General features: G+C 58.0%; 11 protein-coding genes and 1 riboswitch. Of the genes, 7 read left to right on the top strand and 4 right to left on the bottom strand.

Annotated elements, in window-relative coordinates:
* Nucleotides 1–28: 28 nt before the first annotated feature.
* Complete coding sequence (gene folB, locus FOY93_RS19245) at nucleotides 29–397, top strand: bifunctional dihydroneopterin aldolase/7,8-dihydroneopterin epimerase (RefSeq protein ID WP_023333447.1); 369 nt, start codon at nucleotides 29–31, stop codon at nucleotides 395–397.
* A 105-nt stretch (nucleotides 398–502) separates the two neighbouring features.
* Nucleotides 503–1,324: an undecaprenyl-diphosphate phosphatase gene (gene bacA / locus FOY93_RS19240; protein ID WP_115876294.1), complete on the top strand. Its 822-nt coding sequence runs from the start codon at nucleotides 503–505 to the stop codon at nucleotides 1,322–1,324.
* 10 nt (nucleotides 1,325–1,334) lie between these two features.
* On the opposite strand, the gene FOY93_RS19235 is transcribed toward bacA, so the two are convergent.
* A complete protein-coding gene (locus FOY93_RS19235) occupies nucleotides 1,335–2,576 on the bottom strand; it encodes a multifunctional CCA addition/repair protein (protein ID WP_127732337.1) in 1,242 nt (413 codons plus the stop codon).
* 60 nt (nucleotides 2,577–2,636) lie between these two features.
* Nucleotides 2,637–3,257 carry a TIGR04211 family SH3 domain-containing protein gene (locus FOY93_RS19230; protein ID WP_024906484.1) on the bottom strand — a complete coding sequence of 207 codons (621 nt, stop codon included), beginning with the start codon at nucleotides 3,255–3,257 and terminating at the stop codon, nucleotides 2,637–2,639.
* Nucleotides 3,258–3,486: 229 nt separating this feature from the next.
* Here FOY93_RS19230 and FOY93_RS19225 point away from each other — a divergent pair, with 229 nt between their 5' ends.
* From FOY93_RS19225 to hldE, 3 genes are read left to right on the top strand one after another with little or no spacing between them, the layout of a single operon-like run.
* Nucleotides 3,487–4,788, top strand: coding sequence for a CYTH domain-containing protein (locus tag FOY93_RS19225; protein ID WP_133295154.1), 1,302 nt, complete (start codon nucleotides 3,487–3,489; stop codon nucleotides 4,786–4,788).
* Between the two features lie 21 nt (nucleotides 4,789–4,809).
* A complete protein-coding gene (gene glnE / locus FOY93_RS19220; RefSeq protein WP_133295153.1) occupies nucleotides 4,810–7,665 on the top strand; it encodes a bifunctional [glutamate--ammonia ligase]-adenylyl-L-tyrosine phosphorylase/[glutamate--ammonia-ligase] adenylyltransferase in 2,856 nt (951 codons plus the stop codon).
* Between the two features lie 40 nt (nucleotides 7,666–7,705).
* Nucleotides 7,706–9,136, top strand: a complete 1,431-nt coding sequence (hldE, locus tag FOY93_RS19215) for a bifunctional D-glycero-beta-D-manno-heptose-7-phosphate kinase/D-glycero-beta-D-manno-heptose 1-phosphate adenylyltransferase HldE (protein WP_032642099.1) — start codon at nucleotides 7,706–7,708, stop codon at nucleotides 9,134–9,136.
* 76 nt (nucleotides 9,137–9,212) lie between these two features.
* Here the strand turns inward: hldE and ubiK are convergent, their stop codons facing one another.
* Complete coding sequence (gene ubiK / locus FOY93_RS19210; RefSeq protein WP_014071796.1) at nucleotides 9,213–9,509, bottom strand: ubiquinone biosynthesis accessory factor UbiK; 297 nt, start codon at nucleotides 9,507–9,509, stop codon at nucleotides 9,213–9,215.
* Nucleotides 9,510–9,628: 119 nt separating this feature from the next.
* A riboswitch (FMN riboswitch) is annotated at nucleotides 9,629–9,779 on the top strand.
* A 106-nt stretch (nucleotides 9,780–9,885) separates the two neighbouring features.
* On the opposite strand from ubiK, the gene ribB reads away from it, so the two are divergent.
* On the top strand, nucleotides 9,886–10,539 hold the full coding sequence (gene ribB / locus FOY93_RS19205) for a 3,4-dihydroxy-2-butanone-4-phosphate synthase (RefSeq protein ID WP_143345558.1): 654 nt from the start codon (nucleotides 9,886–9,888) through the stop codon (nucleotides 10,537–10,539).
* A 32-nt stretch (nucleotides 10,540–10,571) separates the two neighbouring features.
* Here the strand turns inward: ribB and zupT are convergent, their stop codons facing one another.
* The gene (gene zupT / locus FOY93_RS19200) at nucleotides 10,572–11,345 is read right to left on the bottom strand and encodes a zinc transporter ZupT (RefSeq protein WP_024906487.1); all 774 of its coding nucleotides are present in this window, start codon (nucleotides 11,343–11,345) and stop codon (nucleotides 10,572–10,574) included.
* A gap of 196 nt (nucleotides 11,346–11,541) precedes the next feature.
* On the opposite strand from zupT, the gene ygiD reads away from it, so the two are divergent.
* A complete protein-coding gene (gene ygiD / locus FOY93_RS19195; RefSeq protein WP_115876291.1) occupies nucleotides 11,542–12,330 on the top strand; it encodes a 4,5-DOPA-extradiol-dioxygenase in 789 nt (262 codons plus the stop codon).
* Nucleotides 12,331–12,387: the final 57 nt, after the last annotated feature.

Below are 12,387 nucleotides of genomic sequence, written 5' to 3'. Positions count from 1 at the left end.
GGTTTAGCCAAAAAGCAGGCAGGTCGTGATGGATATTGTATTTATAGAGCAACTTTCGGTAATCACCACAATTGGTGTTTACGACTGGGAACAGACCATCGAGCAGAAGCTGGTGTTCGATATCGAAATGGGATGGGATAACCGCAAATCGGCAAAAAGCGATGACGTGAACGACTGTCTCAGCTATGCCGACATCAGTGAAACGGTCATTGCCCACGTTGAAGGGCAACGTTTTGCGCTGGTCGAACGGGTGGCGGAAGAAGTCGCAGAATTGCTGCTGAAAAAATTCAACTCACCGTGGGTACGCATCAAGCTGAGCAAGCCGGGCGCGGTGGCGCGAGCCGCCAACGTTGGCGTCATCATTGAGCGTGGCACAAATCTGAAAGGCAAGAATTAACGTCATAATTGCTAAACCAATTTAGGTTATACCGGTCTTAAAGCTGTATCTTTCACGGTAGCCGTTGGGGCGACCGTTTTTTTATATCTTTTTAGGGGTTTATAGATGAGCGATATGCACTCGCTGCTGGTGGCGGCAATATTGGGTGTGGTCGAAGGATTGACGGAGTTTTTACCGGTTTCCAGTACCGGCCATATGATTATCGTTGGCCATCTGCTGGGCTTTGAAGGCGATACCGCCAAAACGTTTGAAGTGGTTATCCAGCTGGGTTCGATTCTGGCGGTGGTGGTGATGTTCTGGCGCCGTCTGTTTGGCCTGATCGGTATCCATTTTGGCCGTCCGCCGCAGCACGAAGGGATGAGTAAAGGTCGCCTGTCGCTGATCCATATTTTGCTCGGAATGATCCCGGCGGTGGTGCTGGGTCTGGTTTTCCACGACGCCATCAAATCGCTGTTTAACCCGATTAACGTGATGTACGCGCTGGTGGTGGGCGGCTTCCTGCTGATCGCCGCGGAAGTGCTGAAGCCGAAAACGCCGCGCGCGGAAGGGCTGGACGATATGACGTATCGTCAGGCGTTTATCATTGGCTGCTTCCAGTGTCTGGCGCTTTGGCCGGGCTTCTCGCGTTCAGGCGCTACCATCTCCGGCGGGATGCTGATGGGCGTAAGCCGTTACGCCGCGTCAGAGTTCTCATTCCTGCTGGCGGTGCCAATGATGATGGGCGCCACTGTACTCGACGTCTATAAGAGCTATCACTTCCTGACGACTGGCGATATTCCAATGTTCGCCGTTGGCTTCATCACCGCGTTTATCGTGGCGCTGATTGCCATCAAAACCTTCCTGCAGTTGATTAAGCGTATCTCGTTCATTCCGTTCGCGATCTATCGCTTTATCGTTGCCGCTGCGGTGTACGTAGTCTTCTTCTAACCGATAGCCCTCAGTCTTTTGGCTGAGGGCAGTGTTTTTCCTTCCAGTCAGACACCGCCTGAATTCGCCGTTTCGTGAGTTCTTCGCGAATTTCCGGACCTTTGAATCCCGCCTCGACAACGTCCTTCGTCGGCACCGCTTTTGCTACCTCCCAGGCTTTACGCAGTAAACGCCCCTGCGGATAATCGCACGCCTCAAACCCGGTACGCCCGCGCACGTCAGCTTCGCTGGTCAGCGCGATTTGCTCCACGCGCTGCGGTTTACGCCAGGCGTCGATGTTATCGAAAAGCTTAACGATGGTGGCCGGTTTGAGGATGGGGAAGGTGTGGATCAAATCGTGGAATTCCGCCACCAGTTTCGCCAGATCGCGGATTTCGTTCGGCACGCGCAGACGCTGGCACAGCCCCTCGACCAGCTTCACCCCTGCCGGGCCGTGCCCGTGGTGGCGAGGCCAGAATTCTTTTGGCGTTAGGCCTTTGCCGAGATCGTGGCACAGGGTGGAAAAGCGCACGTCCACGTCAGGGCTGAGCATGGCCGCCATGCTCAGGGTCATCAGCGTGTGCACGCCGGTATCAATTTCCGGGTGCCATTTCGCCGGAGCAGGCACGCCAAACAGCGCGTCTATTTCCGGGAAGAGCACCTTCAGCGCGCCGCAGTCGCGAAGGACCTGGAAAAAGACCTGCGGGTTGCGCGTTGTGAGAGCATTTTCCGTTTCTTTCCAGACGCGCTCTGGCGTCAGGTGTTCAAGCTCGCCCGCCTCGGTCATGGCGGTCATCAGCGCCATGGTTTCATCGGCAATACGGAAGCTGAGATGGGCGTAGCGTGCGGCAAAGCGCGCCACGCGCAGGACGCGGAGCGGATCTTCAGAAAACGCCGGGGAGACGTGACGTAAAAGACGGTTGCGCAGATCGTCCTGGCCGCCATAAGCGTCAACGATCTGGCCGTTCTCGTCCTGCGCCAGCGCGTTGATGGTGAGATCGCGGCGCAGAAGATCTTCCTCCAGCGTCACGTCCGGCGCGGCATAGCAGGTGAAGCCCGTATAGCCCGAACCTGATTTCCGCTCGGTACGCGCCAGGGCATACTCTTCACGACTTTTCGGGTGGAGGAAGACGGGAAAATCGCGGCCTACCTGCTGGTAGCCCGCGTCGAGCATCTCTTCCGGGGTGGCGCCAACCACCACCCAGTCTTTATCTTTGACCGGCAGACCTAACAACGCATCACGTACCGCACCACCGACCAGATAACTTTTCACGCCCAACTCTCCCGTTTTCTCTTTTCCAGAATGATACGTAAGTCTGGCAGAGAAGACGAATTAGTTCATCCAGCGGTCTTTACGCTTACGGCTCGGGATCAGGTGCGGCAGAACCAGGCCCAGCACCAGACCGACGCCCAGTACGCCGCCGCCATACATAAACCACTGCATGATGATGGTGCGCTGTTTATCGTCGAGCTGCAGATTGGCGGCATTCACTTTCTTCTGCGCGACAATCAGCTCGTTTTTCAGTTTCTGGTTCTCTTCTTTCAGACCGTTAATCACACCGTCGCTTTGCGCTACTTTCTGCTGCATTTCAGCGGTGCGCTGGTTCCAGGTGCCGTCGATGTTGTTCAGCTTGTCGGTCAGGGTCTTCACCTGGTTTTCCAGATCGGGAACGCGCGTGCGCAGGCTTGGCACGGTGCTCAGCTCTTTCAGCGGGATCCAGGACGTACGGCCGGTACTGTCGCGAACCTGACCGTAATTGGTGTCCGCGTTGGTCTGTAACAGGGTGACTTCCTCGCCGGCATTTACCGTACCCACGAGGCGATAATTATCTCCGGGGCCACTGCGTACCCAGGTGTTCAGTTCGTCAGAAACGTAACGCTTTTCTTCAGCGTGCACTGCGGTTGCGGCGCTAAAAGCGAGTAAAGTAAGTCCAATCAGGCGTAATTTAAGCATCATTAGTCGTTATTTTCATAAATAGTGGAACGATAGTAGTGGCAACAGTGTCTCTACGCAAAGCATTCGTCAGCAATCAGAATCATCTGTGTCACGACTCTACACATTTACGCCCGACAAATTGCTCATTGCATGGCAATTTGGCGCAAAATACTATGTACTGACAAACAAATGGCGAGGAAGTTCGCCCTCATTGACGCGTCTGTGACGCCCGCAAAAATACAAGGCTATGGCTCAGGAAATCGAATTAAAATTTATCGTCGAAAAAGACAGCGTTGACGCACTCCGCCAGCATCTGCATACGCTTTCCGGCGAACACCATGCACCGGTACAACTGCTTAATATTTATTACGAAACGCCAGACAACTGGCTGCGCCGCCACGATATGGGGCTGCGCATCCGTGGCGCGAGCGGGCGCTACGAGATGACGATGAAAATTGCCGGCCGCGTGGTCGGCGGTTTACATCAGCGCCCGGAATACAATATCGACATCAGTAAGCCAGAACTTGAGCTGGAACGTTTCCCGGCGGAAGTCTGGCCGGAAGGCGAGCTGCCTTCCGCGCTGGCGGAACAGGTACAGCCGCTGTTCAGCACCGATTTCTGGCGCGAGAAATGGCTGGTGACGGAAGGCAAAAGCCGCATCGAAACCGCCCTCGATCTGGGTGAGGTGAAGGCAGGGGAATTCCAGGAACCGATTTGCGAACTGGAGCTTGAGCTGCTGGATGGGGACGCAAATGACGTGCTGAAGCTGGCGCGCAGGCTGGTGAGTCAGTCCGGACTGCGTCAGGGAAGCCTGAGTAAAGCCGCGCGGGGTTACCATCTGGCCGCCGGAAATGCGCCGCGCGTGCTGAAAGAGACGACCATTTTGCACGTTGCGCCGAAAGCCAGCGTTGAACAGGGTCTGGAAGCCGCGCTGGAGCTGGCGCTTTCTCAGTGGCAGTACCACGAAGAGCTGTGGGTGCGAAATGTGAAAAACGCCAAATCCCACGTGCTCGCGGCGATTGCCCTGGTGCGCCATACCCTGGCGCTGTTCGGCGGCATCGTGCCTCGCAAAGCGAGCGCTCACTTACGCGATCTGCTGACGCAAACCGAAACGCTGATGCTCTCGGACGTCTCGGCGCAAACGGCGATCTACAGCCCGCAGGCCGCTTCGGCAAAACTGGCGCTGACCGAGTTTCTGGTGACGCGCGGCTGGCGCGCCTTCCTGGATGCGAAAGCCGAGGCCAAAATCGCGGAAAACTTTAAGCGTTTCGCGGACATTCATCTTTCCCGTCATGCCGCTGAACTGAAGAGCACCTTTGCGTATCCGCTCGGCGATAAGTATGGCGATCAGTTTCCCCGTCTTTCGCGCAACATCGACAGCATGCTGCTCCTTTCCGGTGCCTACGACGGGCCACAGGCGCAGGCGTGGCTGGAAAACTGGCAGGGGCTGAAGCATGCCATTGAAACCCGTCAGCATATCGAGATAGAGCATTTCCGTAACGAGGCCATTTCGCAGGATCCGTACTGGCTGCACAGCGGAAAACGTTAACTCTGGCAAGGAACCCCTATAATGCCGCTTTCTTCAGCGTTACAGCAGCAGTGGCAGACCGTTTGCGAACGTCTGCCTGAGTCATTACCGGCGTCATCGTTAAGCGAGCAGGCGAAGAGCGTGCTCGCCTTCAGTGATTTTGTGCAGGAAAGCATCGCCGTCTACCCGGACTGGCTGGCGGAGCTTGAGAACGCACCGCCGCAGGCGGACGAGTGGCGGCACTATGCCGGCTGGCTGCAGGCCGCACTCAAAGACGTAGCGGATGAAGCGACGCTGATGCGCGTCCTTCGTCAGTTCCGCCGTCGGGTGATGGTGCGCATTGCCTGGGCTCAGGCGCTGGAGCTGGTGGGCGAAGAGAGCACGCTGCAGCAGTTAAGCGAACTGGCGCAGACGCTGATTGTCGCGGCGCGCGACTGGCTCTACGCCGCCTGCTGTAAAGAGTGGGGCACGCCGTGCAGCGAGGAAGGGGTTCCTCAGCCGCTGCTGATTCTGGGGATGGGCAAGCTGGGCGGTTGCGAGCTGAACTTTTCCTCCGATATCGACCTGATTTTCGCCTGGCCTGAGAACGGCTCCACGCGCGGCGGCCGTCGCGAGCTGGACAACGCCCAGTTCTTTACCCGTCTCGGTCAGCGTCTGATTAAGGCGCTGGATCAGCCGACGCAGGATGGTTTTGTCTACCGCGTGGACATGCGCCTGCGTCCGTTCGGCGACAGCGGGCCGCTGGTGCTGAGCTTTGCCGCGCTGGAGGATTACTACCAGGAGCAGGGGCGCGACTGGGAGCGTTATGCGATGGTCAAAGCGCGGATCATGGGCGACAGCGATGACGCCTACGCCAACGAGCTGCGTGCCATGCTGCGCCCGTTCGTGTTCCGTCGCTATATCGACTTCAGCGTCATCCAGTCCCTGCGCAATATGAAAGGGATGATTGCCCGTGAGGTTCGCCGTCGTGGGCTGAAGGACAACATCAAGCTCGGCGCGGGCGGTATTCGCGAAATCGAATTTATCGTCCAGGTCTTCCAGCTGATTCGCGGCGGGCGTGAGCCGTCGTTACAGTCCCGCTCGCTATTGCCGACGCTGAGCGCCATCGAGCAGCTTCACCTGCTGCCGGACGGCGACGCGCAAACCCTGCGCGAGGCCTATCTTTTCCTGCGACGTCTGGAAAACCTGCTGCAAAGCATCAACGACGAACAGACCCAGACCCTGCCGGGGGATGACCTTAACCGGGCGCGCCTGGCCTGGGGCATGCGCGTGGAAGACTGGTCTACGCTGACCGAACGGCTCGATGCCCACATGGCAGGCGTGCGCCGCATCTTTAACGAGCTGATTGGTGATGACGAAAGTGAATCGCAGGACGACGCGCTTTCCGAGCACTGGCGCGAGCTGTGGCAGGACGCGCTTCAGGAAGATGACACGACCCCCGTGCTGGCGCACCTGAGTGACGACGCGCGACACCGCGTGGTGGCGCTGATCGCGGATTTCCGTCTCGAACTGAACAAGCGTGCCATTGGCCCGCGCGGCCGTCAGGTGCTGGATCACCTGATGCCGCACCTGCTGAGCGAGGTCTGCTCGCGAGCGGATGCGCCGGTGCCGCTGTCGCGCATGATGCCGCTGCTGAGCGGGATCATCACGCGCACCACGTATCTGGAGCTTCTGAGCGAGTTCCCCGGCGCGCTGAAGCACCTGATTACGCTCTGCGCCGCGTCGCCGATGGTGGCGAATAAGCTGGCGCGCTACCCGCTGCTGCTGGATGAACTGCTCGATCCGAACACGCTGTATCAGCCCACGGCGACGGATGCCTACCGTGACGAGCTGCGTCAGTATCTGCTGCGCGTGCCGGAAGAAGACGAAGAGCAACAGCTGGAGGCGCTGCGCCAGTTTAAGCAGGCGCAGATGCTGCGCGTGGCGGCGGCGGATATCGCCGGAACGCTGCCGGTGATGAAAGTGAGCGATCACTTAACCTGGCTCGCGGAGGCGATCATCGACGCGGTAGTGCAGCAGGCGTGGGTGCAGATGGTGGCCCGCTACGGCCAGCCGAAGCACCTTGCTGACCGTGAGGGGCGAGGGTTTGCCGTGGTGGGTTACGGCAAGCTCGGCGGCTGGGAGCTGGGATACAGCTCCGATCTGGATTTAATCTTCCTGCACGACTGCCCGGTTGACGTGATGACCGACGGCGAGCGCGAGATTGACGGGCGTCAGTTCTACCTGCGCCTGGCGCAGCGCATCATGCACCTGTTCAGCACCCGCACCTCGTCGGGCATTTTGTATGAAGTCGATGCGCGCCTGCGTCCGTCCGGCGCGGCGGGCATGCTGGTCACTTCAACGGAATCCTTCGCCGATTACCAGAAGAATGAAGCCTGGACGTGGGAGCATCAGGCGCTGGTGCGCGCTCGCGTGGTATATGGCGATCCGCAGCTCAAAACGCAGTTCGATGCCATCCGTAAGGAGGTTATGACCACCGTGCGCGAGGGCAGTACGCTGCAGACCGAAGTGCGCGAGATGCGCGAGAAAATGCGCGCGCATCTGGGTAATAAACATCGCGATCGCTTTGATATCAAAGCCGACGAGGGCGGGATCACCGATATTGAATTCATTACCCAGTATCTGGTGCTGCTGCACGCGCACGACAAGCCTAAGCTGACCCGCTGGTCGGATAACGTGCGCATTCTGGAACTGCTGGCGCAAAACGACATCATGGACGAGCAGGAGGCGCAGGCCTTAACCCGCGCCTACACGACGCTTCGCGACGAGCTTCATCACCTGGCGCTGCAGGAGCAGCCGGGGCACGTGGCGCTGGACTGTTTTGTCGCAGAACGCGCTCAGGTAACGGCCAGCTGGCAGAAGTGGCTGGTGGAACCGTGCGTAACAAATCAAGTGTGATATTATCGCGCGCAAATTGTGAATCTTTCTGGAGTCAGGAATGAAAGTAACACTGCCAGAGTTTGAACGTGCTGGAGTTATGGTTGTTGGGGATGTGATGCTGGATCGCTACTGGTATGGACCGACCAGCCGCATCTCTCCGGAAGCACCGGTACCGGTGGTTAAGGTCGACACCATTGAAGAGCGTCCCGGCGGCGCGGCAAACGTGGCGATGAACATTGCCTCTCTGGGCGCGCAGTCGCGTCTGGTGGGCTTGACCGGCATCGACGATGCGGCACGCGCGCTGAGCAAGTCGCTGGCGGACGTGAACGTGAAGTGCGACTTCGTTTCTGTTCCGACCCACCCAACGATTACGAAACTGCGCGTGCTGTCGCGCAACCAGCAGCTGATCCGCCTCGACTTTGAAGAAGGGTTCGAAGGCGTTGATCCCGAGCCGCTGCACGAGCGTATCAACCAGGCGCTGGGCAATATCGGCGCGCTGGTGCTGTCCGATTACGCCAAAGGCGCGCTGGCGAGCGTGCAGACGATGATTCAGCTGGCGCGTAAAGCCAACGTACCGGTGCTGATCGACCCGAAAGGGACCGATTTTGAGCGCTATCGCGGCGCAACCCTGCTGACGCCAAACCTCTCCGAATTTGAAGCGGTGGCGGGCAAATGCAAAACCGAGGAAGAGCTGGTTGAGCGCGGCATGAAGATCATCGCTGACTTCGAATTATCTGCGCTTCTGGTGACCCGCTCCGAGCAGGGGATGACGCTGCTGCAGCCGGGCAAAGCGCCGCTGCATATGCCAACCCAGGCGCAGGAAGTGTACGACGTGACCGGTGCCGGCGACACGGTGATCGGCGTGCTGGCGGCGACGCTGGCAGCGGGTAATTCTCTGGAAGAGGCGTGCTACTTCGCTAACGCCGCGGCGGGCGTGGTCGTGGGTAAACTCGGGACCTCAACCGTTTCGCCAATCGAGCTGGAAAACGCGGTGCGTGGTCGCGCGGATACCGGTTTTGGCGTCATGACCGAAGACGAGCTGAAGGTAGCCGTCGCCGCCGCGCGCAAGCGTGGGGAAAAGGTGGTGATGACCAACGGCGTGTTCGACATTCTGCACGCTGGGCACGTTTCTTATCTGGCGAATGCGCGCAAGCTGGGCGATCGCCTGATTGTGGCGGTCAACAGCGATGCCTCGACGAAACGCCTGAAGGGTGAAACGCGTCCGGTGAACCCGCTCGAGCAGCGTATGATTGTGCTCGGCGCGCTGGAAGCGGTGGACTGGGTGGTGTCGTTTGAAGAAGATACCCCGCAGCGCCTGATTGCCGGTATTCTGCCGGACCTGCTGGTAAAAGGCGGGGATTACAAGCCGGAGCAAATCGCGGGCAGCGAAGAGGTTTGGGCCAACGGCGGCGAGGTGATGGTGCTCAATTTTGAGGACGGGTGCTCAACCACCAACATCATCAAGAAGATCCAGAAAGACAGTCAGTAAAAAACGGGCCAGTTGGCCCGTTTTTTTTCACCCTCTCCCTGTGGGAGAGGGCTGGGGTGAGGGCATCAGGCCGCACTTACTCCTGGTCATCCACCGGCGGAATGGCCGGTGCCGGCTTCACTTCTTCCGGCGCATTGCGGTTTTCCAGCTCGGTCAGACGCTGTTCCAGCAGCGCCAGCTTCTCGCGGGTGCGCAGCAGAACCTGGGTCTGCACGTCGAACTCTTCGCGGCTGACTAAATCAAGGCGAACCAACTGCGCCTGCAGCGTCTGGCGGATTTTCTTTTCTACGTCATCACCAAATTCACGAATGCCTTTTGGCATAGATTCATGAACCTGACGCGCGATCTGCTCAATTTTTTTCGGGTCAATCATTGTCGTTTCCCTTGATGGAAAGGTGTTAGTGTCCATTGTAGCGCGTCATGCCCGGGGTAAACAAAATTGTTTGATGCTTATGCATTGCCCAGGATAATCAATAGCGTTATAGTTATCTCGCTTATTCTCAGGGCGGGGCGAAATTCCCCACCGGCGGTAAATCAGCGTGACGCTGAAAGCCCGCGAGCGCTTTGGGTGAAAACTCAAAGGTCAGCAGATCCGGTGTAATTCCGGGGCCGACGGTTAGAGTCCGGATGGGAGAGAGTAACGATCAAGTCGGGCATGGGCCCGCTCACGTTATCTTTTTGCCGCTTATACGGCGCTCCTAAGACTGCCCTGATTCTGGTAACCATAATGTTAATGAGGTTTTTTTACCATGAATCAGACGCTACTTTCCTCTTTTGGCACTTCAACTCAACGTGTTGAACATGCACTGGATGCACTGCGCGAAGGCCGCGGTGTGATGGTGCTTGACGATGAAAACCGTGAAAACGAAGGCGACATGATTTTCGCCGCCGAAAACATGACCGTTGAACAGATGGCGCTGACCATCCGTCACGGCAGCGGCATCGTATGCCTGTGTATTACTGAAGATCGTCGTAAGCAGCTCGAGCTGCCGATGATGGTCGAAAACAACACCAGCGCCTATGGTACCGGTTTTACCGTGACCATTGAAGCGGCGCATGGCGTGACCACCGGTGTGTCTGCGGCTGACCGTCTGACCACCGTTCGTGCAGCTATTGCCGATGGTGCGAAGCCATCCGATCTGCATCGTCCAGGCCACGTCTTCCCACTGCGCGCGCAGGCGGGCGGCGTATTGACCCGCGGCGGTCACACCGAAGCGACGATCGACCTGGTGACGCTGGCTGGCTTCAAACCTGCTGGCGTGCTGTGCGAACTGACCAACGATGACGGCACCATGGCGCGCGCGCCGGAGTGCATCACCTTTGCCCGTCTGCACAATATGCCGGTGGTAACGATTGAAGATCTGGTCGAGTATCGCCAGGCGCACGAGCGCAAAGCCAGCTGATAATAAAAACGCCGGGATGTCCCGGCGTTTTTTTACCCGATTCCTGCGGTCTGCAGCAGAACCAGACTTAATCCCATCACCGACATTCCGCACAGCACGCCATAGCTGGGGTTGTTGTTAGGATCGATCTCCTTCGCCAGCGGCATCAGTTCATCCACCGAAAGCGCAACCATGATCCCGGCTACCGCTGCCATAATCGCTGCCATCACTACCGGAGAGACCAGGCTACCAAGGATCAGCCAGGCCAGCACGCCGCCAAGGATTTCGGCCATCCCGGAAATACCCGCCCAGAACACAGCGGTGCGTTTCGATCCCGTTGCGGCATACACGGGTCCGGCGACGGCCAGTCCTTCAGGAATATTGTGTAAGGCGACCGCCAGCGCGATGCCAAAGCCCATCTCAAGATTGCTGCTGGCCGTCACGTAGGTGGCGACTCCTTCCGGGAAGTTATGCAGGCTGATGCCAAGCGTTAACAGCACGGCGGTACGCTTGATATTGCGCGGCATGGGCGTCACGTTTTTCTGCATTAAATCCTGCGGATGGGCGTGCGGCAGCATTCGATCGAGGGCAAAGTACCCCAGCAGGCCAAAGACAAACATGCCGTAGCCCAGCAGCGGAGACATGCCTTCCGTGCCCAGCGCGGCAGGGAGCATTTCCATCAGGGAGATGAGCAACATGATCCCGGCAGCAAAGCCCAGTGAGAAGGCCAGTACGCGGTTAGAGGGCTTTTGGCCGAGCACGCCGAGGATCGCGCCGATGAAGGTCGCGGCGCCCGCCAGTATGGTCAGGATCAGAGGGACTGACATGCATTGCTCCTTATGATAATGATTCTCATTAATATAAATGATTCATTTCTGGCAAAGCGAGGGGGAAAACCCGGCTTTACACATTCCTTACATTCAAATTTCCTGATGATGATCTTCACGCTTATCTGCGTTCATCTTTGCCGGATTGCGCGTAATGTAGCACCATTAAATTGACACCTTCCGTAAGGATATCACCATGACTTCTTCACGTATGCCAGCCCTGTTTTTAGGCCACGGTAGCCCTATGAACGTTCTGGAAGACAACGTCTATACCCGCGCCTGGCGTCATCTGGGCGAGACGCTACCGCGTCCGAAAGCGATCGTGGTGGTATCTGCGCACTGGTTTACCCGTGGGACGGGCGTGACCGCCATGGAAGCGCCAAAAACCATTCATGATTTTGGCGGCTTCCCGCAGGCGCTATACGACACGCATTATCCGGCCCCCGGCTCGCCCGAGCTGGCACAAAGGCTGGTGGATTTGCTGGCGCCTGTCCCTGTGACGCTGGATAAAGAAGCCTGGGGCTTTGACCACGGCTCCTGGGGCGTGCTTATTAAAATGTATCCTGATGCGGATATCCCGATGGTGCAGTTGAGCATCGACAGCACCAAACCGGCCGCCTGGCATCTTGAGATGGGGCGTAAGCTGGCGACCCTGCGTGATGAAGGCATCATGCTGGTGGCGAGCGGCAACGTGGTGCATAACCTGCGTACCGCACGCTGGCACGGTGAGAACACGCCGTACCCGTGGGCGACCGCCTTTAACGACTACGTTAAAGCGAACCTGACCTGGCAGGGGCCGGCTGAGGCGCATCCGCTGGTGAACTATCTGGATCATGAGGGCGGTTCGCTTTCTAACCCGACGCCGGAGCACTTCCTGCCGCTGCTGTACGTACTTGGCGCGTGGGATGGTCAGGAGCCGGTTACGATCCCGGTCGACGGTATTGAGATGGGCAGTTTGAGTATGCTATCGGTGCAGGTGGGATAATAAAAGCAAAACGGCAACGTCAGGTTGCCGTTTTTAGTCTTTCCACCCTCTCCCTGT

The organism is Enterobacter sp. 18A13 (assembly GCF_007035975.1).
Classification (GTDB): domain Bacteria; phylum Pseudomonadota; class Gammaproteobacteria; order Enterobacterales; family Enterobacteriaceae; genus Enterobacter; species Enterobacter vonholyi.
Note: the sequence above shows the minus strand (reverse complement) of the source record. Positions and strands in the feature narration are given on the sequence as shown.